Consider the following 22,200-nt stretch of genomic DNA (forward strand, 5'->3'; position numbering starts at 1 on the left):
GCTGCCCAAACATGGTCCAGACCGATACAGTCAGGCGCATCATGAGTTCCCGTCCGGCGCCGCTGATCCCGCCACGGCTCCGCGCCCTGCTCGTGCGGGTGCCGCTGCTGGTGCAGGCCGTACGGCTGGTGCGGCGCCCGCTGGCCCGCGACCGCAACCTGCTCCTCACGCTGACCGTGGTGTCGCTGGTGATCGGGCTGCTGGCCGCCGAGGTGTCCACGGAGTGGTTCTCGCCGTCGCTGCTCATCCTCGTCACCCTCGTGGGCGGGCTGCAACTGCGGCTGCGCAGCCTGGTCAAGCTGCTCGTCGCCGTGGCCGTCGCGCTCGGCTACGTGGCCACGCAGCTCGGCCCGGGCAGCGTCGGGCTCGGCCTGCTCGTGACGATCGGCTTCACCACGGTGCTGGCCGTGCTCATGGCCCGCACCCGGGGCAAGCTCGGCGTGCAGGGACTGCGCGGCGACGCGATGCTGCTGGAGCTGCGCGACCGGCTCAGGAGCCAGGGCGAGCTGCCGCCGCTGCCCAAGGACTGGGGCGGCAAGGTGGTGCTCAAGCAGGCGGGCGGCTCCTCGTTCGGCGGCGACTTCCTGGTGTCGCTGCGCGACGGCGACCGGGTCGACATCGCGCTCGTCGACGTGTCCGGCAAGGGCGTCGACGCCGGCACCAGGGCACTGCTGCTGTCGGGCACGTTCGGCGGGCTGCTCGGCTCCGTCGACGACTTCCTGCCCGCGTGCAACGCCTACCTGCACCGCCAGCGCGGCGACGAGGGCTTCGTCACCGCCGTGCACGTCCGGCTCGACCTGGCCACCGGCGACTACACGATCACCTCGGCCGGGCATCCGCCGGTCGTCAAGTTCGACGCCGGGACCGGCAACTGGCAGGTCGCCTCCGCCAAGGGCGTGGTGCTCGGCGTGGTGCCCGACCTGCACTGCGAGCCCGACAGCGGCACCCTGCGCAAGGGCGACGCGCTGCTGCTCTACACCGACGGGCTCATCGAGCAGCCGGGCCGCGACATCGACGCCGGGCTCGACCGGCTGCTGGGCGAGGCCGAGCGGCTGCTGCCCTCCGGGTTCCGCGACGGCGCCAGGGCCCTGGTCAACGCCATGGCCTCGGGCCACAACGACGACTGCGCGCTGGTGCTCATCTGGCGCCCGTAGTGACGAATCACACGGGTGCGGTCGTGATCGCGGTCACTGGCCGCCGGCCCGGCATCCTGAGATCGTCATAGAGTCGCGGGCTCCGGGGGAACGGCGCGGCTCCTCCGGGGCCCGCCCGCACACCACCAGCCCGCATCACCAGCCCGCACACCACCAGCCCGCTCACAGCCAGCCCGAGTCGCTGGCGATGCGCACCGCGTCGACCCGGTTGCGCGCGCCGGTCTTGCACATGATCCGCGACAGGTGGTTGCGCACGGTTCCCACCGACAGGAAGAGCTCGTCGGCGATCTCCGCCGACCGGGCGCCGCCCGCCGCGATCCGCAGCACGTCGATCTCCCGCCTGGTCAGCGGATTGACCGGCGACTGCAGGGCGGCCACGGCCAGCTCGGCGTCGATCGCCCGGCCGCCCGCCGCGATCCGCCGCAACCCCTCGGCGAGCTGCTCCGGCGCCACGTCGAGCGTCATGAACCCGCGGGCGTGCGCCGCCAGCGCCCCGCGCACCTGCCCCGGATGCGGCTGGGCCGACAGGATCAGCACCGCGCACCCGGGCGCCTTCTCCCGCAGCGCCTCCGCCGCGCCCAGCCCGCCCACGCCCGGCAGGTCGGCGTCGACCACCGCCGCGTCCGGCTCGCACTCCAGCGCGCGAGGCAGCACGTCCTCGGCGCTCGCCACCTCCGCGACCACCCGCAGGTCCGGCTCGGCCTCCAGCGAGGCCACCAGACCACGCCGCACCAGCGCCAGATGCTCGGCGACCAGGATCCGGATCAAATCGCTCCCTCCGTCACGTCCCAGGGTGATCGTCCGACTGCGGACTGTCAACGGCGGTTCATGCGCAGCCCCCGTCCAGGTGTGCGGAGTTCGACTACCCTTGGGTAGGTCGGGATTTCCGTCTTCCCTGGAGCGCGCGTACATGGATTGGCTCTTCGTCGCGGGCATCGTCATCTTCTTCATCGGACTGATGGCGTCCATCGCGCTGCACGAGGTCGGCCATCTCGTGCCCGCCAAGCTCTTCGGCGTCCGCGTGACGCAGTACATGGTCGGCTTCGGCTCCACCGCCTGGTCCTGGCGTCGTGGCGAGACCGAGTACGGCATCAAGTGGCTGCCGCTCGGCGGCTACATCCGCATGATCGGCATGCTGCCGCCCCGGCCCGGCGACGACCCGACCAAGCTGCGCGGCAGCTCGACGGGCCCGTTCCAGAGCCTCATCGAGACCGCCAGGGAGGCCGCCCAGGAAGAGGTGCGCCCGGGCGACGAGGAGCGGGTCTTCTACCGGAAGAAGTGGTGGCAGAAGGTCATCATCATGTCCGGCGGCCCGGCGATGAACTTCGTGCTCGCCTTCGTCCTCTACACGCTGCTGTTCGTCGGCATCGGCATGCCCACGCTGGTGCCGGTGGTCTCGCCCGACACCACCACGTGCGTGATCCCGGTCAGCGAGCAGCGCACCGAGTGCCGGCCCGGCGACCAGGCGACGCCCGCGGCGAAGGCCAAGCTCAAGGTCGGTGACCAGCTCGTCTCCTTCGACGGCCAGAAGATCGGCTCGTGGGCCGACGCGACCCGGCTGATCCGCTCCCACGGCGCGGGCGAGGTGGCGCTCGGCATCGTGCGCGACGGGAAGCCGATGACGCTCGACGTCACGCTCATCGCCCAGGACCGGCCCAAGCCCGACGACCCCAAGGTGATCGAGAAGAACGTCGGCTTCCTCGGCGTCATGCCCACCGAGGTCATGCAGCAGCAGAGCATCGGCGCGGTCGCCGGTCACATGGCCGAGCTCACGGGCAGGGTGGCGCAGTCGCTGGTCAACCTGCCGGAGAAGATGGTCGGCGTGTGGCACGCCGCCTTCTCCGGCGAGGAACGCGACCCCGAGGGCCCGGTCGGCGTCGTCGGCGCCGGGCGGATGGGCGGCGAGATCCTCGCCTCCGACCTGACCGGCATCCAGAAGTTCCACATCTTCGTCAACCTGCTGGCCGGCTTCAACCTGGCGATCGGCATGTTCAACCTGATCCCGCTGCTGCCGCTCGACGGCGGCCACATCGCGGGCGGCCTGTGGGAGGGCCTCAAGCGGGCCTACGCCCGGGTCCGCCGCCGCCCCGAGCCCGCGTACGTGGACATCGCCAAGGTGCTGCCGCTCACCTACGCGCTCGCCTTCGTCATGATCATCATGGCCGGGCTGCTGGTCTACGCCGACCTGATCAACCCGCTGAGGCTCACCGGATGACCGCGGGCCCGCTCGACGAGCTCCGGCGGCTGTGCCTCGCGCTGCCGGAGACGACCGAGCGGCTCAGCCACGGCGAGCCCACCTGGTTCGTGCGGGGCAAGAAGACGTTCGTCATGTTCGCCGACCACCACCACGACGACCGCCTCGCGTTCTGGTGCGCGGCCCCGCCCGGCGTCCAGCAGGAGCTGGTGGCCGAGGACCCGGCCCGCTTCTTCCGGCCCCCGTACGTGGGCCATCGCGGCTGGCTGGGCGTCTTCCTGGACGTGGACGTCGACTGGGCGGAGATCGGCGAGATCGTCGCCGACGCCTACCGGCAGGTCGCGCCCAAGTCCCTCATCGAGCGGATGCCACCGGCCGGCTGAGCACCCGGGCGACCTGGTCGGGGTGGGTGAGCTGCGGATAGTGCCCGGCTCCGGCGATCTCGGTCACCGGATGCCCCGGGTCGGCCGTCAGCGGGTCGGCCGAGCCCGTCACGATCTCGACGGGCACCCGCACCCGTGTCAGCAGCGCCCGCGTGGCGTCCCGCGCGGCCGACGCCGCCCGCAGCGCCGCGACCACGCGCCGCGCCACCCCCGGGCGGCGCAGGTCCAGCGCGGCGCTCGCCACCTCCGGCCCTTCCGGCACGCCCAGCGTGGCGGCCAGCCGGGCGGCGGACATGCGGCGCAGCAGGGGCGCGGCCACGGCCGAACGCGCCGCCCACGACGCCGGAGCCTGGAGGAACGCCGGAGCCACGAGCACGAGCCCGCCCACCCGCTCGGGATGCTCGACCGCGAACCGCAGCGCGGGCCCGCAGGCCAGCGAGTGCGCCACCAGCGTCGGCCGCGTCCGCACGCCCCCCATCAGCCCGGCCAGCCACGCTTCCACCGGCCGGTCAGAAGGCGCGGACCGCCCCAGCCCGGGCAGATCGGGCGCGAGAACCGGCCCCGGCAGCAGGGCGGCCACCCGCGCCCACACGTCGGCGTTCACCGGCAGCCCGTGGAGCAGCACGTGCCCGGGGTCGCGGGCGTCCCCCATCACCCACGTACGGTCCCGGAACCCGTACGGGCGCAGCCCCGGCGTCGCCGCGCCGAAGCGGGCCGCCACCAGGTCGTCCGCCCAGGCGCGCAGGGCGTCGGCGACCGGCGGCATCTCCAGGCCGGCCCGGGCGGCGAGGGCGCGGGCCGAGGCCGTCGGATAGCGGTCCGGCGACAGGAACGACAGCGTCTCCGGATCGGCGCCGGTGAGCGCCCGCGGCAGCCGCCGCACCAGGCCGACGGGGATCGTCCGGCGCGGCGCGCGCACGCCGAGGTGCCGGGCGACCAGGCCGATCAGCTCGGGCAGCGGCGGCGTGTCGTCGTCGAGCACCCAGTGGTCCTCGCCCGCCGGGGCGGCGGGGATCTCCGCCAGGAAGCGCGTGAAGTAGTCCAACGTGACGACCGGCAGGAAGACGTCCGGGCCGCCGGGCAGCGCCGCGAGCCGCCCGTTCCACAGGTCGCCGACGAGGGAGGCCAGGCCGAGGTGCTGGCCGGGGCCGATCACCGTGCTGGGGTTGGCGACGGTCAGCGGGACGCCCAGCTCGCGCGCCCTGGCATGAACGGCGAGGTCGGCCTCGGCCTTGGACGCCTCGTACGCGCCCAGCCGGGCGTAGTCGGGGCGGACGCCGCTCACCCGGTAGCCGCTGATGTGCACGAGCCGCCGCAGGCGGGGGAGCGTGGCGGCCCATTCGAGCACGTGGAGCGCCCCGGTCACGTTCACGGCGCGAGCCTCCTCGACGCCGAGGCCGAACGCGAAGCGCGCCGCGGCGTTGTAGACGTCGCGTGCCTGGGGGAGTCCGGTGAGCGGGCGGGTGAGGTCGGCGGTGACGACGTTCAGCCCGCCGGTGGCGACGCCCCGCTCGGCCAGCCACGGGGTGAGGGTGTCGGTCCGCACGGCCGCCGCCACCCGCTGCCCGCGGCCCAGCAGCTCGGCGACGAGTGCCCGGCCGACGAAGCCGGTCGCGCCGAAGACGATCGCGTCCAAGGAAGCTCATTAATAGATCGGTCTACATATTTTCTGGCCATAAAAAGAGCCGCCTCCGTGGCGGGGAGGCGGCCCCAGGGGTCAGCGCAGCAGCCCGGCGAGCACGGCGGCGACGCGGTCCAGCGGCTCCCGGCTGCGGTGCGCCTTGGCCAGCAGCAGCGCCCCCTCGATCAGCGCCAGGACGGTGACGGCGAGATCGTCGGCGTCCGGCCGCCCCGCGAGCCGCGCCCGCAGGGCGGCCTCCCACGACGTGTAGACCTCCGAACACGCCTGCTGGAGCGGGTCGCTGGCGGCGGCCATCTCGAGCGCCACGGTGGCCACCGGGCAGCCCTTGCGCCAGCCCGACTCCTCCAGCCGGTCGCCCAGCAGCCGCAGCACCTCGTCCACGGCCAGGTCGTCGAAGGCCGACCCGATCGCCGCCCCGGCGCGCCGGATCGACTCGCCGACCAGCTGGTCCTTGCCCTCGGGGAAGTGGAAGTACAGCGACCCGCGCGGCGCCCCGCTGGCGGCGATCACCTGGTTGAGCCCGGCATTGGCATAGCCGCCCGCCTCGACCAGCTCCTGGGTCGCCTCCAGGATCCGCAGCCGGGTCTCGGCCCCCTTCTTGCCCATGCCGAAAAACTAGACCGATCTACATATTCTGTCAACGCCGAGCCGGTCGGCCACGTCAGTGCATCGAGATGTGGACGTGGTCGTAGTGGTTCTCGGTGATGCTGCCGCGGTTGGACATGGCGTTCCAGCCGGAGCCGTGATTGATCCGCTGCTTCCAGATCACGTACTTGACCCCGAGCTTGTCCCGGTTCTTCACGGTCCATTCGGCGATGCGGTCGCCGAGGGCGTTGTTGGCCGCGGTGGGCATGGAGCCGCCGGCGCTCATCATGAAGTCGCAGGCCCGCCCCAGCGGATGCTCGCCGCTGGAGCCCGAGCGGAAGCAGCCGACGCTGAACGGCAGCTTGAAGCTCTTCTCGATCTGCGCCTTCATCGCCCGGGTGCGGGCGGTGATGTTGTCGGTGCCGCTCGGCAGCTGCGGGGCCCAGGTGCCGTCGGAGCGCCGCCCGGTGCTGAACGGGATCAGGTCCTCCAGCTTCTTCTCGATGTCGCCGATGACGTCCTCGGCCTCGTCGCGCTGCTTGGCCACCTCGGTCGTGTCGGCGCTGAGCCGGCGGGCCAGGGCGGCGGCCGCGTCGGCGGCCTTCTTCTGCTCGTCGCGGGCGGCGGCCACGCCGGCCACGATGGCCTGCTGCTCGGCGGTGAGCTGTTCGACCACGGCCGCGCCGGCCCCGTCGGGCGGCACCATGTAGTAGGGCAGACCCAGCGTGCCGCTCTGGTAACGAAGTCTGGCGAGCTCGCCCACCTTCAACTGGGCGGCGGCGAGCGCCTGGTCGGCGGCGGCGAGCCGCTTCTTGGCCGCCTCGGCGGCCTCGCGGGCCTTGGCGAGCTCGACGCGTTTGGCGTTGTAGCGCTCGATGAGCTGGTCGACCTTCTTGTTGAGCTGCTTCAGGTCGCCGCGGAGCTGGCTCTCGGACGGCTTGGGCTCGGCCGCGGCCGGTGCTGACCAGGTGGCGAACATCATCGCTGCCGCGGTGACGACGCCGATGGCAAGTCGCGTGGGGGACGCTGACGCCACGTGCGGGGTTTCCTCTCCCTCTGCCGGCCGGGTTAGCTGACGGGTTCGGGCATGGGAGTCGCTTCCCTACCACCGAAGTGGATTCACCCCAGGTGCGGATGGGTCCCCGGCTCCCGGGCAACTCGCCCGGGATTAGGCGTACACGGTGCTATGACCGCGCTTGAAGGGATAGTAGTGGTAGATCACGAGTAATGCGACATCAATCGGAAATCAATTAGTGATCTACCTGTGATCGAAGCATGCGTGCCGCCTCTTCCGGGAGCACGTCGTTGACGAAGGCTCCCATGGCCGACTCCGATCCCGCCAGGTACTTCAGCTTGCCCGGCGCCCGCCGGATGCTGAACAGCTCCAGATGAAGATAGCCCAGCTCACGGTCCTGCCGGACCGGCGCCTGGTGCCAGGCCGAGATGTACGGCATCGCGACGCCGAACAGCCCGTCCAGCGCGCGCAGCACCGAGGTGTAGAGCGGGGCGAACGCCGCCCGCTCGGCCTCCGACAGCGCCGCCAGGTCCGGCACCCGGCGATGCGGGTAGAGATGCACCTCGAACGGCCACCGCGCGGCGGCGGGCACGAACGCCGTCCACAGCTCGTTGGCGGCCACCACCCGGGTGCCCGCCTCCCGCTCGGCCGCCAGCACGTCGGCGAACAGGTTGCGCCCCGGCCGCCGCGCCGCATAGCGCCTGGCGGCGCCGAGCTGCAGCTTGGTGCGCGGCGTGACGTACGGATAGGCGTAAATCTGGCCGTGCGGGTGGAAGAGCGTGATGCCGATCTCCTCGCCCCGGTTCTCGAAGCAGAACACCTGCTCCACGCCCTCGATCGAGGACAGCTCGGCCGTGCGGTCGGCCCACGCCTCCATGACCAGCTCCACCCGGTCGTCGGAGAGCTGCGAGAACGACGAGGCGTGCTCGGAGGTGAAGCACATCACCTCGCACCGCCCCACCCCCGGCCGGACCTCGCTCAGCCCGCCCACGTCCGCGTAACTGCCGAGATTGCGGGAGAACGACGGGAACCGGTTCTCGAACACCACCACGTCGTAGTCGTCCGCCGGGATCTCCGACGCCCGCGTGTCGGACGACGGGCACAACGGGCACTCGTCGGCCGGAGGAAGGAACGTGCGCGTCTGCCGGTGCCCGGCGATCGCGATCCACTCCTCGGTCAGCGGGTCGTAGCGCAGCTCCGACGCCACCGGCCGGGGATCGAGCGGCCGCCGGTCGATCGCGCTCCGGTCGGCGTCGTCACGCCGGTCGAAGTAGATCAGCTCCCGGCCGTCGGCCAGATGGGTGATGGTGCGCTTCACTGCGAGCCCTCCGCGATGATCAGTTCGCCGGCGCGTTCGGCCAGCTCCGTACGTGCCTCCTGGGGCAGCCCGGGGTCGCTGATGACCACGTCGGCCTCGCGCAGCTCCGCGATCGTGCTGATGCCGACCGTGTTCCACTTGGTGTGGTCGGCGGGCACGACCAGCCGGTGCGCGGCGCTGACCAGCTCCCGGTCGGTCTCGGACTCCAGCAGGTTGGGCGTGGTGAACCCGGCCCGCACGCTCATCCCGTGCACCCCCAGGAACAGGGTGTCCACGTGCAGGCGCCGGATCGCGGCCACGGCCACCGGGCCGACGAGCGCGTCGGAGGGGGTGCGGACGCCGCCGGTGAGCACGACCGTGCGATCGGCGCGCGGATTGCGGTGGAAGACCTCGGCCACGGGGATCGAGTTGGTGATGACGGTCAGCTCCGGCACCCCGATCAGGTGACGGGCCAGCGCCCACGTCGTGGTGCCGGCCGACAGGGCGACCGCGGTGCCGGGCCGGACGAGCTGGGCGGCGCGCCGCGCGATGGACTCCTTCTCCTGCTGCTGGCGGGCCGACTTGGCGGTGAAACCCGGCTCCTCGGTCGAGCCGGGGCCGAGCGTCGTGGCGCCGCCGTGGACCTTCTCCAGCAGCCCGCGCTCGGCGAGCACCTCCAGGTCGCGGCGGATCGTCATGTCGGAGACGCCGAGCTCGCGCACGAGATCGGCCACCCGGACCCCGCCTGCGCTGCGGACGCGTTCGAGAATCGCCTGCTGACGCTGCTGTGCGAGCACGCCCCCGCTCCTTCCAACAGATTCCACCAAATTATGACACGAATATGTTGGGGAATGTTAGGTCACCGGGACGCTTGTCCAGCGCCCCGATGCGGGAGACATTGAGAGAGCCCCATCACCAGGAGGGATGCGACATGGCCAAGCGCGCACGCAAGGGCAAGGCACGCAAGAAGAAGAAGGCCAACCACGGCAAGCGCCCCACGGCGCGCTGACTCACCCGGGCAGCTCGCTCAGCGCCTCGTCGATCCGCTCCTGCGGCAGCGTGAAGTCCGTCATCTCGCCCGACAGGTAACGGTCGTAGGCGGCGAGGTCGAAGTGCCCGTGCCCGCACAGCGCCGTCAGGATGACCTTCGCCTCGCCGCTCTCCGCGCACCGCCGCGCCTCGGCGATGGTCTCGGCCAGCGCGTGCGTCGGCTCCGGCGCGGGCACGATGCCCTCCGTCCTGGCGAACGTCACCCCGGCCTCGAAACACTCGGTCTGCGACCGGGTCACCGCCTCGAACAGCCCGAGCTCGTACAGGTGCGACAGCAGCGGCGACATCCCGTGATAACGCAGCCCGCCGGCGTGGATCGGGTCGGGCACGAACCCGTGGCCGAGCGTGTGCATCTTGAGCAGCGGCGTCAGCCCGGCCGTGTCGCCGAAGTCGTAGGCGTAGCGGCCGCGTGTGAACGACGGGCAGGCGGCCGGCTCGACGGCCCGCAGCACCGGCCCGCCCTCCCCGGCGAGCTTGCCGCGCAGGAACGGGAAGGCCAGCCCGGCGAAGTTCGACCCGCCGCCGGTGCAGCCGATGACCAGGTCGGGCCGCTCGTCGAGCTGCGCCAGCGCCTCCTCGCCGATCACCGTCTGGTGCATCAGCACGTGGTTGAGCACCGACCCGAGCGCGTACCGGGTGTCGGCCGCCCCGGCCGCCGCCTCGACCGCCTCGCTGATCGCGATGCCCAGGCTCCCCGGCGAGTCCGGGTGGCCGGCCAGCACCTTGCTGCCGGACATCGTCACCGGTGACGGGCTCGCGTGCACCGTCGCGCCGTACACCCCCATGAGGGAGCGCCGGTAGGGCTTCTGGTCGTAGGAGGCCCGTACCATCCAGACCTCGCACTCCACCCCGAACTGGGCGCACGCGAACGCCAGCGCGCTGCCCCACTGCCCCGCGCCGGTCTCGGTGGTGAGCCGGCGCACGCCCTCACGCGCGTTGTAGTACGCCTGCGGGACCGCCGTGTTGGGCTTGTGCGACCCGGCGGGCGAGACACCCTCGTACTTGTAGTAGATCCTGGCCGGGGTGCCCAGCGCCCGCTCCAGCCGGCGCGCCCGCACCAGCGGCGTCGGCCGCCACAGCCGGTAGACGTCGAGCACCTCCTGCGGCACCGGCACGAACCGCTCCTGGCTCACCTCCTGCCCGATCAGCTCCATCGGGAACAGCGGCGCCAGATCGTCCGGCCCCACCGGCTCCCGGGTGGCCGGATGCAGCGGCGGAGGAGGCGGAGCGGGCAGGTCGGGAACGATGTTGTACCAGTGGCTGGGGATCATCCACCCAGTCTGCGCCGCCGCGCGCCGCCGTTCCAGTCGCCTTCCCGCATGGCCAGCCGCCCCGGATGATCGGCCCGTACGAGCACGTCCGCCGTCTCGGCGGGCCGCACGTCCCGCTCGTAGCGGTCATATGCCGGCAACCGCCACCGTTCGGACTCGGGCGTGCGCCGTTCCAGCGCACCCGCCGACAGCCACAGGTGCACGCTCAGCTCGACCGGCAGCCCCCGCCCCAGCAGCAGCGTCCCGTCCAGCAGCAGCACCCCGCCCGGCGCCAGCGTCTCGTACGGCAGCCGGAAGGCCCGGTCGATGCGGCTGTCCCACAGCGCGGGCAGCACCCGCCCCGAGCCGCCCGGGCCCAGCGGCTCCAGCACCTCCCGCAGCAGCCCCTTCACGTCGAGCCAGTCGTCGTAGAACACGTCAGGATCGGTCCGCCCGTGCTCCAGCCGCAGCGACGCAGGCCGCAGGAAGTCACCCGCCGACACCCGCAGCACCTGCCGCCCGCGCACCCGCAGCGGCGCCGCCAGCCGGTCGGCCAGCTCCCCGGGCGCCGCCGCCGGAGCCCCGTCGACGACCACCCGCGCCCAGCCGTCGCCCGGCCCCGCCGCGATCGCCTCGGCCAGCTCCTCGACCAGCGCCTCCATCGAGATCGGTCGTGCACGCATCACGTCCGAGCCTACGGGCTCCGATGCGCGTGCTCCCGCGTTCCTGGACCCGGCCCGATCACTCGGCCACGATGAGGCCATGACGCAGAACGGATCGGCGCAGCGGCCCGCGACGGACGGGGACAAGGGCCGTCAGCTGAACTGGCCGGCGACCGTGAGCGCCCTCGCCGCCTCGGTGGCGGCCGTGGTCGCGCTGATCGCGTACCTGGCCCCGCCCGCCGGGCAACCCATCGGGACAGAAACTCCGTCCCCGTCCGCGTCCCCGTACATCCCGTCGCGCGACCGGGAGACCAGCCGCCCGCCTTCGGACCCGCCGCCCCCCGACCCGGAAACCACCCGCGCTGCCCCTGTCACGTCCGTGGTGCTGCCCCCGGTTCCCCCCATCGGCTGCGCCGAGGCGACGGCCGCACTCAACGCCTACAGCCGGAACGCCGGCGACACCCGCAGCAGCCATGCAGGCGCGGCCCAGCAGGCGTACTCGGAGCTGATGGGCGTGGCCCTGAACGCCCAGGGAGCGGTCGGGCAGAAGGTCACCAGGCTGGCCAGAGAGTTCCAGGAACTGAACTTCCGCCTGACCGGCATGGTCATGAACGACCCGAACGAGGTGCTCGCAGACATCCGGACCGACATCGCGGAACTCAACAGACTGTGCACCCCCGCCTGACACGGCAGGGGGCCGGAGCGGGCCTTACGGCTGTGGAGCGGACGACGGGAATCGAACCCGCGTAGCTAGTTTGGAAGACTAGGGCTCTACCATTGAGCTACGTCCGCGCGAACCGGTCGAACTCTGGTCTAGACTTCATCCGGTCGTCAGGGCGTAAGCGTACCGGAGTCCCGGAGCGTGTGCGTACCCGGCGCCGACGGGGCGTGGCGCAGCTTGGCAGCGCGCTTGCTTTGGGAGCAAGAAGTCGCAGGTTCAAATCCTGTCGCCCCGACCCAGCTCAAAGGCCCCATCCGATCCCGGGTGGGGCCTTCTGCGTGACTGAGTGGGTGGCTTTTGGGAGGTCGCGGGTCGAGTTCCAGGACGCCGGACCGGGCGGCGGCGGTCAGAGGCTCCGTACGTTTTCGGCGACGTACTGGAAGCCGTCCTGCTCGCGCCGGACCAACTCGAACGTGACGCGTTCGCCCGCCCGCAGGCTCCGGTACCCGTCGGCGATGATGTCGCTGAAGTGCGCCCAGGCGTCGTGCCCGTCCGGAAGGGACGGCGAGGAGAGGACGCCCCATCCTTCCTCGGCGTGCCAGACCTTGACCGTGCCGTGAACCGTGCTGTCGGACATGCCGCCCATCCTGGCACGGGCGTCCCCCGGGCGGGGGAGCGCGGTGGCCCGCGGGCGGGAGGCGGCGCCAGCGCGTGATCACGACGATGGACCCATGCGTACGAACCTCGTCGTCGTCCCCCGCTGGCCGGTGGTGGCCGCGCACGCCGCCGCCCTCGTGGCGCTCCCGTCCGGGCTGTGGCGGATCGGCCTGGTGCTCGGCTTCCCGCTCGGCTACACGGAGGAGGGCCTGCGCGCGTTGCTGGGGACGGGGGCGGCGGGGCCGGCGTACCTGGTGGCGCTGAGCGTGCTGACCGAGGGGGCGGGGCTGCTGACGCTCGGCCTGGTGCGGCCGTGGGGCGAGGTGGTGCCGCGCTGGGTCCCGTACGCGGGAGGCAGGGTGATCCCGCGCCGCGCGGTGCTCGCGGTGGCGTGGGCGGGCGTCGTGGTGCTGGCGGTGCTGTGGACGCCGTTCCTGTTCTGGTGGGCGGTGCCGCACGGTGACATGACGGCCACCGGGCACCTGCTGGTGGGGTTCGTCTATCTGCCGCTGGTCACGTGGGCGCCGCTGCTGGCCGCCGTCACGCTGGCCTACCAGCGGCGGACGCGCTGAAGGTCAGGACTCGTCGGTGCGGAACAGGGCCCACACGGCCTTGCCGCCGCGCGCCAGCGGGTCCCAGCCCCAGCACTGGCTGTACGTCTCGACGATGTAGAGGCCGCGCCCGTTCTCGGAGATGAAGTCGGGCTCCTTGGGCGTGGGCACGTCGTCGCTCGGGTCGGCCACGGCCAGCAGGACGTGCGGCGCCACGCGCATGAGCAGCAGCGTGATCTCGCGCCCGCCCCGGGCGTACATGGCGTAACGGACCGCGTTCGTCACCAGCTCGGAGACCACGAGCGCCGCGTCGTCGCTCAGTTCGGACAGGCCCCAGCCGCTCAGCGTGGTGCGGGTGACGTCCCTGGCGGTCTTGACCGAGTCGGCCTGGAAGGGCAGCGGGCACGCGGTGGTGTACGGCTTGCCCGAGGTGAGGAGCTGGTCGAAGCCCACCTCACGGGTGATCTGCAGGCAGTCGGCAGTGGCCAGAGGATCCTCCACCATCCCGCCGATACCTCCCAGTCGCCTTCGGTTTAGTGCATGTTTGGCCCAATATGCACTAGGCCATCATGGGTCACGATCCCGTGTCGCTGCAAGACCCAAATGCACGTGCATGTGCAATGTGCAGCAGCATGAGCGATTTCCGCATACGTATCCGAATCGGACACCAGGTTGAGACCTTGTCATACCCGGCAAACAGATGTCACTGTGTGTGCGGACCTTGATAGGAGGCAAAGTGACGCAGAACCAGCCGGGTTCCGGGCCTACGGCGCTGCGCATCCTCCTGGGTTCCCAGCTGCGCAGGCTCAGGGAAAGCAGGGGCGTCACGCGCGAGGAGGCGGGCCACCTCATCCGGGGGTCCGAGTCCAAGATCAGCCGTATGGAGCTGGGCCGGGTCGGGTTCAAGGAGCGTGACGTGGCCGACCTGCTCACCCTGTACGGAGTGGTCGACGACGGGGCCCGCGCAGCCGTGCTGGACCTGGTCGCGACCGCCAACGAACCCGGCTGGTGGCACCGCTTCAACGACATCCTCCCCACCTGGTTCCAGGCGTACGTCGGCCTCGAGGAGGCCGCCGCCCGGATCAGGACGTACGAGGTCCAGTTCGTGCCGGGACTGCTGCAGACCAAGGAGTACGCGCGCGCGGTCGTCACGGCGGGATCCGCCGGGGTCGGCGCGGAGGAGATCGCGCGGCGGGTCGACCTGCGGCTCGAACGCCAGCGCGTGATCGACAGGCCCGACGGCCCGGTCTTCTGGGCGGTGATCGACGAGGCGGCGCTGCGCCGGCCCATCGGCGGCGCCGAGGTCATGAAGGCGCAGCTGCAGCACCTCATCGACCTCATGCGCCAGCCGAACATCACCATCCAGATCATGCCGTTCAGCTTCGGCGGCCACAGCGCGGAGGGCGGCGCGTTCAGCATCCTGCGCTTCCCCGACAGCGACCTGCCCGACGTGATCTACGTCGAGCAGCTCGCCAGCGCCCTCTACCTGGACAAGCGTGAGGACGTGGACCGCTACACCGAGGTCATGGAGAGGTTGTGCGCCGTCAGCACAACCCCGGACGAGACCATCGAGCTGCTGCGCGTCATCGCCGAAGAGTTCTGAGAGCTACCTGCTCTGCCCTAGACTGACGGACGGCGTTTGGATCCGCCGTGGCGGAGCATGCCCAGCGCCAATACGTGGGCGCGGCGCGCGAGCCGTACCGAATGGACGCGCCCGCGATCACCAGAAGCTTGATCAAGGAGACCACCCCGTGAAGACCGCTGTCGAGGAGCTCAGCCCGACCCGGGTGAAGCTCACTGTCGAGGTGCCGTTCGACGAGCTGCGCCCGAGCATGGATGCGGCGTACAAGAAGGTCGCGCAGCAGGTGCGCGTCCCCGGGTTCCGTCCTGGCAAGGTCCCGGCCCGCATCATCGAGCAGCGCTTCGGCCGGGCGGTAGTGCTGGAGGAGACCCTCAACGACGCGGTGCCCAAGCTCTACGGCCAGGCCGTGGACGAGGTAGACGTGTTCCCGGTCAGCCAGCCCGACATCGAGGTCACGAAGATCGAGGACGGTGAGCAGATCGAGTTCACCGCCGAGGTCGACATCCGGCCCAACTTCGACGTCCCCGACTACAAGGGCGCCGAGGTCACCGTCGACGCCGCCGAGGTCTCCGACGCCGACATCGACGCCCAGCTCGACTCGCTGCGCCAGCGTTTCGCCACGCTGACCGGCGTCGAGCGGCCCGCTGCCACCGGCGACTTCGTCGTCATGGACCTGCGTGCCGAGATCGACGGTCAGAACATCGAGGAGCAGCAGGCCAGCGAGGTCTCGTACGAGGTCGGCGCCGGCTCGGTGCTCCAGGGCCTCGACGCCGCCCTCGAGGGCATGTCCGCGGGCGAGGAGAAGACCTTCAGGACCGAGCTCGTCGGCGGCGCCAACGCCGGCGAGGAGGCTGACGTGATCATCAACGTCAAGTCGGTCAAGGAGAAGGTCCTGCCCGAGCTCGACGACGAGTTCGCCCAGCTGGCCAGCGAGTTCGACACGCTCGACGAGCTCAAGGCGAGCATCCGCGAGCAGGCCCGCCGCAACAAGCTCATCGAGCAGGTCGTCCAGACCCGCGAGAAGGCCCTCGACACGCTGCTCGAGAAGATCGACATCCCGATCCCCGACAGCGCGCTCAAGGCCGAGATCGACGCCCGCAAGCACAACCTCGACCACCAGATCGCCGAGAGCGGCCTGAGCCGTGACGCCTTCTTCCGTCTCTACCAGACGACGGAGGAGGAGCGCTTCGCCGAGTTCGAGACCAGCTCCGCCAAGGCGATCAAGGTCGGCTTCGTGCTCGACAAGATCGTCAAGGCCGAGGAGCTCGGCGTGACCGAGCAGGAGCTGACCAACTTCGTGGTGCGCCGCGCCATGGAGATGGGCGTCCAGCCCAACCAGCTGGCCCAGCACCTGGCCGACAACGACCAGCTCACGCTGGCCATGGTCGAGATCGTCCGTGACAAGGCCAAGTCCGTCATCGGTGACGCCGCCAAGGTCGTCGACACCGAGGGCAACGAGGTCGACCTCAAGGCCATCTACACCGAGATCAACGGTGAAGAGGTCGTCGAGGAAGAGGACGAGTCCGAGGAGAAGGCCGAGGCCTGATCCCCGCCCCAGCGCGCGCGAAGCCCCCAAGCCCCTGGCCTGGGGGCTTCGCGCGTGCCGGAGACCCGACCTGCGCCGTCAGCGAACAGTACGTGGACCGGGCATGACCGGGGGGCGGCGCGCGTTAGGGTCACAAGCAAAGCCCATCGATTACGACGCATCGGAAGGTGACGCTGTGACCAGCCCGCCGACCTTCTATCAGCCTGAGTCGCGAGGCCGTGAGAACGGCACGTCCTTCCGGCTTGAGGACCAGCTTTACCAGCGCCTGCTGCGCGAGCGCATCATCGTGCTCGGCCAGGAGGTCAACGACGAGATCGCCAACCGGATCTGCGCCGAGCTGCTCCTGCTGGCCGCCGACGACCCGGATCGCGACATCAGTCTTTACATCAACTCGCCCGGCGGCTCCGTGAGTGCCGGCATGGCGATTTACGACATGATGGAGTACGTGCCCAACGACGTCTCCACCGTGGTGATGGGCATGGCGGCCTCGATGGGGCAGTTCCTGCTCTCGGCGGGGGCGCCGGGCAAGCGCTACGCGCTGCCGCACGCCCGCGTCATGATGCACCAGCCCTCGGGCGGCATCGGCGGCACCGCGGCCGACATCGCCATCCAGGCCGAGCAGATGCTCTACGTGAAGAAGACGCTGGCCGAGCGGATCGCCTTCCACACCGGCCAGCCGCTGGAGCAGATCGAGGCCGACTCCGACCGCGACCGCTGGTTCACGGCCGACGAGGCCAAGGACTACGGCTTCATCGACCATGTCGTGCGCAGTGCTCGGCAGGTGCCCTCGCAGGGCCCGGTTTCCTAGGGGTATCTACTGTGAACATCGAAAGCCGCTACGTGCTCCCGCAGTTCACCGAGCGCACGTCCTACGGGACCAAGACCATGGACCCGTACACCAAGCTGTTCGAGGACCGCATCATCTTCCTCGGCGTGCAGATCGACGACGCGTCGGCCAACGACGTCATGTCGCAGCTGCTGACGCTGGAGTCCCTCGACCCCGACCGTGACATCAGCATCTACATCAACTCGCCGGGCGGCTCCTTCACCGCCATGACGGCGATCTACGACACGATGCAGTTCGTCCGGCCGGAGATCCAGACCGTCTGCCTCGGCCAGGCCGCCTCCGCGGCGGCCGTGCTGCTGGCCGGCGGCACCCCGGGCAAGCGCTTCGCGCTGCCCAACGCCCGGGTGCTGATCCACCAGCCGTCCACCGAGGGCGGCGGCCAGGGCAGCGACATCGAGATCCAGGCCCGCGAGATCCTTCGCATGCGGACCCTCCTTGAGGACATCGTGGCGAAGCACTCGGGAAAGACCTCTGCCGAAGTCCGCAAGGACATCGAACGCGACAAAATTCTCAACGCGGATGAGGCAAAGGCGTATGGTCTGATCGACGACATCATCCCGTCCAGGAAGAAGCGAGCTCAGGCTGTGGCTTCCTAGACGAGACGACCCGCACCGGAGCGGTGCCCAATAGGGCACGTTCCGGTGCGACTCGCCGCTAGGGGGCTCACTGAGGGCCCAGAAGACGGTAACGTCGAAACCTGAGCGGTTCGGCCTAGTCCGGAGGATGTCCGGCGACACTGCTCGATGAGCAGGGCGGTCCCACGCAAAGGAGTATCTGGGGTGGCACGCATCGGCGACGGGGGAGACCTGCTGAAGTGCTCGTTCTGTGGAAAGAGCCAGAAGCAAGTCAAAAAGCTCATTGCCGGTCCAGGCGTCTACATCTGCGATGAGTGCATCGATCTCTGCAACGAGATCATCGAGGAGGAGCTCTCCGAGTCCTCCGAGCTCAAGTGGGACAACCTGCCCAAGCCGAGGGAGATCTTCGAGTTCCTCGACGCCTACGTCATCGGTCAGGACAAGGCGAAGAAGGCGCTCTCGGTGGCGGTCTACAACCACTACAAGCGGGTGCAGTCCGGCGACCGGGGCAGAGACGACGGCCTGGAGCTGTCCAAGAGCAACATCCTGCTGCTGGGCCCCACGGGCTCGGGCAAGACGCTGCTCGCCCAGACGCTGGCGAAGATGCTCAACGTGCCCTTCGCCATCGCCGACGCCACCGCCCTCACCGAGGCCGGTTACGTGGGCGAGGACGTCGAGAACATCCTGCTCAAGCTCATCCAGGCCGCTGACTACGACGTCAAGAAGGCCGAGACGGGCATCATCTACATCGACGAGGTCGACAAGATCGCCCGCAAGAGCGAGAACCCGTCGATCACCCGCGACGTCTCCGGTGAAGGCGTGCAGCAGGCCCTGCTGAAGATCCTCGAAGGCACCACCGCCTCGGTGCCCCCGCAGGGCGGCCGCAAGCACCCGCACCAGGAGTTCATCCAGATCGACACCACCAACGTGCTGTTCATCTGCGGTGGCGCCTTCGCCGGCCTCGAGAAGATCATCGAGTCGCGCATCGGCAAGAAGGGCATTGGCTTCAACGCCGTCATCCGCTCCAAGGAAGAGATCGACTCGGTCGACATCTTCGCCGACGTGATGCCCGAGGACCTGCTGAAGTTCGGCATGATCCCCGAGTTCGTCGGCCGCCTGCCGGTCATCACCTCGGTGCACAACCTCGACCGCGAGGCGCTCATCCAGATCCTCACCGAGCCGCGCAACGCCCTCGTCAAGCAATACCGCAAGCTCTTCGAGCTCGACGGGGTCGAGCTGGAGTTCACCGACGACGCGCTCGAGGCCATCGCCGACCAGGCGATCCTGCGCGGCACCGGCGCCCGCGGCCTGCGCGCCATCCTGGAGGAGGTGCTCCTGTCGGTCATGTACGAGGTACCGTCCCGGCAGGATGTGGCCCGCGTGGTCATCACCCGCGAATCGGTCCTGGAGCACGCCATCCCGACGCTCGTCCCGCGCGACCAGCTCGCCGCCAAGCAGCAGCGGACTCCGCGCGAGAAGTCGGCCTGAGCCGCCGCCGAGCCGCCGCGACAGCGGCAACGCCCCGTGGACCCGGTCCATGGGGCGTTTCCCTTTCCCGTCTCCCTAGAATTGGTCACTGTGACAACGCCAGAGCTGCCTACCCAGTACACCCCGGCCGACGTCGAGACCCGAAGCTACGAGCGATGGGTGTCCGAAGGCTACTTCCACGCCGACCCGGGCAGCTCGCGGGAGCCGTACAGCATCGTCCTGCCCCCGCCCAACGTCACCGGCGTGCTGCACATCGGTCACGCGCTCGACCACTCCATCCAGGACGCCCTGAGCCGCCGCGCCCGCATGCGCGGGCACGAGACGCTGTGGCTGCCCGGCATGGACCACGCCGGCATCGCCACGCAGAACGTCGTCGAGCGCAAGCTCGCCGCCGAGGGCCTGTCCCGCCACGACCTGGGCCGCGAGGCGTTCGTCCAGCGGGTCTGGGAGTGGAAGGAGGAGTCCGGCGGCCAGATCCTCGGCCAGATGCGCAAGCTCGGTGACGGCGTCGACTGGTCGCGCGAGCGCTTCACCATGGACGAGGGCCTGTCCCGGGCCGTGCAGACCATCTTCAAGAAGCTCTTCGACGACGGGCTGATCTACCGCGCCGAGCGCATCATCAACTGGTGCCCGCGCTGCCTGACCGCGCTGTCCGACATCGAGGTGGAGCACAGCGAGGACGAGGGCGAGCTCGTCTCGATCCGCTACTCCGACGAGATCGTGGTCGCCACCACCCGGGCCGAGACCATGCTCGGCGACACCGCCGTGGCCGTCCACCCGTCCGACGAACGCTACGCGCACCTGGTCGGCACCCTGGTCGAGGTGCCGCTGACCGGCCGCATGATCCCGGTGGTCGCCGACGAGCACGTCGACCCGGCCTTCGGCACCGGCGCCGTCAAGGTGACGCCCGCGCACGACCCCAACGACTTCGAGATCGGCCGCCGCCACTCGCTGCCGTCGCTGACCGTCATGGACGAGCGCGGCGTCATCACCGCGCACGGCCCGTTCGAGGGGCTCGACCGGTTCGAGGCACGGCCCGCCGTGGTCGCGGCCCTGCGCGCCGAGGGGCGCATCGTCGCCGAGAAGCGCCCGTACGTCCACTCCGTCGGCCACTGCTCGCGCTGCAAGACCGTGGTCGAGCCGCGGCTGTCGCTGCAGTGGTTCGTCAACGTGGCGCCGCTCGCCAAGGAGGCCGGCGACGCGGTGCGCGACGGGCGCACCCGCATCCACCCGCCGGAGCTGGCCAAGCGCTACTTCGACTGGGTCGACGACATGCACGACTGGTGCATCTCCCGGCAGCTGTGGTGGGGTCACCGCATCCCGGTCTGGTACGGCCCGGGCGGCGAGGTCGTCTGCGTGGGCCCCGACGAGACCCCGCCGGAGGGCTACGTCCAGGACCCGGACGTGCTCGACACCTGGTTCTCCTCCGGCCTGTGGCCGTTCTCGACGCTCGGCTGGCCCGACGCCACGCCCGAGCTGGCCCGCTTCTACCCGACCTCGGTGCTCGTCACCGGCTACGACATCCTGTTCTTCTGGGTCGCGCGGATGATGATGTTCGGCCTGTACGCGATGGACGGCGAGCCGCCGTTCCGCGTGGTGGCCCTGCACGGCATGGTCCGCGACCAGTACGGCAAGAAGATGTCGAAGTCGTTCGGCAACGTCGTCGACCCGCTCGACTGGGTGGAGCGCTTCGGCGCCGACGCCACCCGCTTCACGCTGCTGCGCGGGGCCAACCCCGGCGCGGACGTGGCGGTCAGCGAGGAGTGGGCGGCGGGCTCGCGCAACTTCTGCAACAAGATCTGGAACGCCACCCGGTTCGCGCTGATGAACGGCGCCACCGTCGGCCCCCTCGAAGGGCTCACGCTGACGGCGGCCGACCGGTGGATCCTGTCGCGGCTGCAGAGTGTGATCAAGGCGGCTGACGAGGCGTTCGAGGAGTTCGAGTTCGCCAAGGCATCCGACCTGCTCTACCACTTCGCCTGGGACGAGGTCTGCGACTGGTACCTGGAGCTGGCCAAGATCCAGCTCGGCGAGGGGCTGGAGCACACCCGGCTGGTGCTCGGGCACGTGCTCGACGCGCTGCTGCGGCTCATGCACCCGCTCGTCCCGTTCGTCACCGAGGAGCTGTGGCGGGCGGTCACCGGCGGGGAGTCCGTCGTGGTGTCCTCCTGGCCGCAGGCCGATCAGCGCTACGCCGATCCCGAGGCGGAGGCGGAGATCGTCGCGCTGCAGGAGCTGGTGACCGAGGTGCGCCGGTTCCGCTCCGACCAGGGCCTCAAGCCCGGCCAGAAGGTGGCCGCGCGGCTGGCGCTGGCCGGCACCCCGCTCGAGGGGCAGGAGTCGGCCGCCCGTTCGCTGCTTCGGCTCACCGAGCCGTCGGAGACCTTCAACCCGACGGCCAGGTTCGCCGTGGGCGGGGTGGGCGTCGAGATCGACACGGCGGGCGCGATCGACGTGGTCGCCGAGCGCAAGCGACTGGAGAAGGACCTGGCCGCCGCGCGCAAGGAGGCCGCCCAGGTCGCCGGCAAGCTCGGCAACGAGCAGTTCATGGCCAAGGCGCCGGCCGACGTGGTGGCCAAGGTGCGGGGGCGGGCCGACCAGGCCGCCGCCGACATCGAGCGCCTCGAGTCCCAGCTCGCCGCGCTGGGTTTGAGCTAGCCGGACGAGGGGAAGGTTCATTCGTTACCGAGAATGGACCTTCCACGGTCCAGAGGCTGCTACAGTTTTCCACGCGGGGCGGTTCAGCCCCCAAACCCCTTGCAACGGATCTCCGGGCAACCGGCCGTGTCAGAGCGTGATTGGACACGGCGCGAAAGTTCGGGTAAGTTACGAGGGTTGCCTCGGAAGGGGCGTCCGGAAGCTACCGGATCGGGCGGTTTGACAAGGATCGTCCGGATCTGATAAGCTAGCGGAGCTGAAACGAGCGCCTCCGGCGCTGAGACCCACGGTCTCGGTCAAGGAAGTACGCGTCCGTTTCTTGAGAACTCAACAGTGTGTCAAAAGCCAGTGCATGAAGTTTTTCATGCAACACCTCGTCAAATATGACGGAGATAATGTTGCC

At 70.3% G+C, this 22,200-nt stretch carries 21 protein-coding genes, 2 tRNA genes and 1 riboswitch; of the genes, 12 read left to right on the forward strand and 11 right to left on the reverse strand.

Annotated elements, in window-relative coordinates:
* Nucleotides 1-41: 41 nt before the first annotated feature.
* A complete protein-coding gene (locus tag AB0G11_RS31120) occupies nt 42-1,154 on the forward strand; it encodes a PP2C family protein-serine/threonine phosphatase (protein WP_219515955.1) in 1,113 nt (370 codons plus the stop codon).
* A gap of 162 nt (nt 1,155-1,316) precedes the next feature.
* Here AB0G11_RS31120 and AB0G11_RS31125 read toward each other — a convergent pair whose 3' ends face one another.
* On the reverse strand, nt 1,317-1,922 hold the full coding sequence (locus tag AB0G11_RS31125; RefSeq protein WP_219515962.1) for a response regulator transcription factor: 606 nt from the start codon (nt 1,920-1,922) through the stop codon (nt 1,317-1,319).
* Between the two features lie 142 nt (nt 1,923-2,064).
* On the opposite strand from AB0G11_RS31125, the gene AB0G11_RS31130 reads away from it, so the two are divergent.
* Nucleotides 2,065-3,369 carry a site-2 protease family protein gene (locus AB0G11_RS31130; protein ID WP_219515970.1) on the forward strand — a complete coding sequence of 435 codons (1,305 nt, stop codon included), beginning with the start codon at nt 2,065-2,067 and terminating at the stop codon, nt 3,367-3,369.
* Nucleotides 3,366-3,731: an MmcQ/YjbR family DNA-binding protein gene (locus AB0G11_RS31135; RefSeq protein WP_357590185.1), complete on the forward strand. Its 366-nt coding sequence runs from the start codon at nt 3,366-3,368 to the stop codon at nt 3,729-3,731. Before AB0G11_RS31130 ends, AB0G11_RS31135 begins: the two co-directional genes overlap by 4 nt.
* Here AB0G11_RS31135 and AB0G11_RS31140 read toward each other — a convergent pair.
* The 7 genes from AB0G11_RS31140 to AB0G11_RS31170 form a co-directional block, all read right to left on the reverse strand.
* Nucleotides 3,703-5,367 (reverse strand): alpha/beta fold hydrolase, encoded by a 1,665-nt coding sequence (locus AB0G11_RS31140; RefSeq protein ID WP_357590187.1) that lies wholly within the window; start codon nt 5,365-5,367, stop codon nt 3,703-3,705. The two genes, AB0G11_RS31135 and AB0G11_RS31140, sit on opposite strands and share 29 nt — an antisense overlap.
* An 81-nt stretch (nt 5,368-5,448) precedes the next feature.
* Nucleotides 5,449-5,979, reverse strand: coding sequence for a TetR/AcrR family transcriptional regulator (locus AB0G11_RS31145; protein ID WP_219515997.1), 531 nt, complete (start codon nt 5,977-5,979; stop codon nt 5,449-5,451).
* Nucleotides 5,980-6,034: 55 nt separating this feature from the next.
* On the reverse strand, nt 6,035-6,994 hold the full coding sequence (locus tag AB0G11_RS31150; RefSeq protein ID WP_357590189.1) for a hypothetical protein: 960 nt from the start codon (nt 6,992-6,994) through the stop codon (nt 6,035-6,037).
* A gap of 7 nt (nt 6,995-7,001) precedes the next feature.
* Nucleotides 7,002-7,143, reverse strand: a riboswitch (cyclic di-AMP (ydaO/yuaA leader).
* A gap of 65 nt (nt 7,144-7,208) precedes the next feature.
* A complete protein-coding gene (gene galT / locus AB0G11_RS31155) occupies nt 7,209-8,291 on the reverse strand; it encodes a galactose-1-phosphate uridylyltransferase (protein WP_357590191.1) in 1,083 nt (360 codons plus the stop codon).
* Nucleotides 8,288-9,067, reverse strand: a complete 780-nt coding sequence (locus AB0G11_RS31160) for a DeoR/GlpR family DNA-binding transcription regulator (RefSeq protein WP_357590193.1) — start codon at nt 9,065-9,067, stop codon at nt 8,288-8,290. Before AB0G11_RS31160 ends, galT begins: the two co-directional genes overlap by 4 nt.
* A gap of 213 nt (nt 9,068-9,280) precedes the next feature.
* Nucleotides 9,281-10,591 (reverse strand): TrpB-like pyridoxal phosphate-dependent enzyme, encoded by a 1,311-nt coding sequence (locus AB0G11_RS31165; RefSeq protein ID WP_357590195.1) that lies wholly within the window; start codon nt 10,589-10,591, stop codon nt 9,281-9,283.
* A complete protein-coding gene (locus AB0G11_RS31170; protein ID WP_357590197.1) occupies nt 10,588-11,253 on the reverse strand; it encodes a uridine kinase in 666 nt (221 codons plus the stop codon). Before AB0G11_RS31170 ends, AB0G11_RS31165 begins: the two co-directional genes overlap by 4 nt.
* Nucleotides 11,254-11,332: 79 nt before the next feature.
* Here AB0G11_RS31170 and AB0G11_RS31175 point away from each other — a divergent pair, with 79 nt between their 5' ends.
* Nucleotides 11,333-11,917, forward strand: a complete 585-nt coding sequence (locus AB0G11_RS31175) for a hypothetical protein (protein WP_357590199.1) — start codon at nt 11,333-11,335, stop codon at nt 11,915-11,917.
* A gap of 33 nt (nt 11,918-11,950) precedes the next feature.
* Here AB0G11_RS31175 and AB0G11_RS31180 read toward each other — a convergent pair.
* Nucleotides 11,951-12,024 (reverse strand) — tRNA-Gly (locus AB0G11_RS31180).
* A 90-nt stretch (nt 12,025-12,114) separates the two neighbouring features.
* Here AB0G11_RS31180 and AB0G11_RS31185 point away from each other — a divergent pair.
* Nucleotides 12,115-12,188, forward strand: a tRNA-Pro gene (locus tag AB0G11_RS31185).
* Nucleotides 12,189-12,299: 111 nt separating this feature from the next.
* Here the strand turns inward: AB0G11_RS31185 and AB0G11_RS31190 are convergent.
* Nucleotides 12,300-12,530 carry a cold shock domain-containing protein gene (locus tag AB0G11_RS31190; protein WP_357590201.1) on the reverse strand — a complete coding sequence of 77 codons (231 nt, stop codon included), beginning with the start codon at nt 12,528-12,530 and terminating at the stop codon, nt 12,300-12,302.
* A gap of 94 nt (nt 12,531-12,624) precedes the next feature.
* Here AB0G11_RS31190 and AB0G11_RS31195 point away from each other — a divergent pair, with 94 nt between their 5' ends.
* Entirely contained in the window at nt 12,625-13,122 is a 498-nt protein-coding gene (locus AB0G11_RS31195) for a hypothetical protein (RefSeq protein ID WP_357590202.1), read from the forward strand.
* A 3-nt stretch (nt 13,123-13,125) separates the two neighbouring features.
* On the opposite strand, the gene AB0G11_RS31200 is transcribed toward AB0G11_RS31195, so the two are convergent.
* Entirely contained in the window at nt 13,126-13,605 is a 480-nt protein-coding gene (locus AB0G11_RS31200) for an ATP-binding protein (RefSeq protein WP_219516045.1), read from the reverse strand.
* A 232-nt stretch (nt 13,606-13,837) separates the two neighbouring features.
* On the opposite strand from AB0G11_RS31200, the gene AB0G11_RS31205 reads away from it, so the two are divergent.
* From AB0G11_RS31205 to AB0G11_RS31230, 6 genes are all read left to right on the forward strand, one after another.
* On the forward strand, nt 13,838-14,704 hold the full coding sequence (locus tag AB0G11_RS31205; protein WP_219516053.1) for a helix-turn-helix transcriptional regulator: 867 nt from the start codon (nt 13,838-13,840) through the stop codon (nt 14,702-14,704).
* A 148-nt stretch (nt 14,705-14,852) separates the two neighbouring features.
* A complete protein-coding gene (tig, locus tag AB0G11_RS31210) occupies nt 14,853-16,229 on the forward strand; it encodes a trigger factor (protein WP_219516063.1) in 1,377 nt (458 codons plus the stop codon).
* Nucleotides 16,230-16,404: 175 nt separating this feature from the next.
* Nucleotides 16,405-17,037 carry an ATP-dependent Clp protease proteolytic subunit gene (locus AB0G11_RS31215; RefSeq protein ID WP_219516065.1) on the forward strand — a complete coding sequence of 211 codons (633 nt, stop codon included), beginning with the start codon at nt 16,405-16,407 and terminating at the stop codon, nt 17,035-17,037.
* Nucleotides 17,038-17,048: 11 nt separating this feature from the next.
* A complete protein-coding gene (locus AB0G11_RS31220) occupies nt 17,049-17,672 on the forward strand; it encodes an ATP-dependent Clp protease proteolytic subunit (RefSeq protein ID WP_219516066.1) in 624 nt (207 codons plus the stop codon).
* Between the two features lie 183 nt (nt 17,673-17,855).
* On the forward strand, nt 17,856-19,139 hold the full coding sequence (gene clpX / locus AB0G11_RS31225) for an ATP-dependent Clp protease ATP-binding subunit ClpX (protein WP_049576077.1): 1,284 nt from the start codon (nt 17,856-17,858) through the stop codon (nt 19,137-19,139).
* 90 nt (nt 19,140-19,229) lie between these two features.
* Nucleotides 19,230-21,797 (forward strand): valine--tRNA ligase, encoded by a 2,568-nt coding sequence (locus AB0G11_RS31230; RefSeq protein ID WP_357590204.1) that lies wholly within the window; start codon nt 19,230-19,232, stop codon nt 21,795-21,797.
* Nucleotides 21,798-22,200 lie beyond the last annotated feature (403 nt).

This window comes from Nonomuraea sp. NPDC023979 (assembly GCF_040639085.1).
In the GTDB taxonomy this organism is placed as follows: Bacteria; Actinomycetota; Actinomycetes; order Streptosporangiales; family Streptosporangiaceae; genus Nonomuraea; species Nonomuraea ceibae.

What these genes read in the sequence shown, in the direction of transcription:
- AB0G11_RS31195 (WP_357590202.1), top strand. Translation starts at nt 12,625, where the DNA reads ATGCGTACGAACCTCGTCGTCGTCCCCCGCTGGCCGGTGGTGGCCGCG.
- AB0G11_RS31190 (WP_357590201.1), bottom strand. Translation starts at nt 12,530, where the DNA reads ATGTCCGACAGCACGGTTCACGGCACGGTCAAGGTCTGGCACGCCGAG.
- AB0G11_RS31135 (WP_357590185.1), top strand. Translation starts at nt 3,366, where the DNA reads ATGACCGCGGGCCCGCTCGACGAGCTCCGGCGGCTGTGCCTCGCGCTG.
- AB0G11_RS31165 (WP_357590195.1), bottom strand. Translation starts at nt 10,591, where the DNA reads ATGATCCCCAGCCACTGGTACAACATCGTTCCCGACCTGCCCGCTCCG.
- AB0G11_RS31170 (WP_357590197.1), bottom strand. Translation starts at nt 11,253, where the DNA reads ATGCGTGCACGACCGATCTCGATGGAGGCGCTGGTCGAGGAGCTGGCC.
- AB0G11_RS31120 (WP_219515955.1), top strand. Translation starts at nt 42, where the DNA reads ATGAGTTCCCGTCCGGCGCCGCTGATCCCGCCACGGCTCCGCGCCCTG.
- AB0G11_RS31130 (WP_219515970.1), top strand. Translation starts at nt 2,065, where the DNA reads ATGGATTGGCTCTTCGTCGCGGGCATCGTCATCTTCTTCATCGGACTG.
- AB0G11_RS31175 (WP_357590199.1), top strand. Translation starts at nt 11,333, where the DNA reads ATGACGCAGAACGGATCGGCGCAGCGGCCCGCGACGGACGGGGACAAG.
- AB0G11_RS31200 (WP_219516045.1), bottom strand. Translation starts at nt 13,605, where the DNA reads ATGGTGGAGGATCCTCTGGCCACTGCCGACTGCCTGCAGATCACCCGT.
- AB0G11_RS31145 (WP_219515997.1), bottom strand. Translation starts at nt 5,979, where the DNA reads ATGGGCAAGAAGGGGGCCGAGACCCGGCTGCGGATCCTGGAGGCGACC.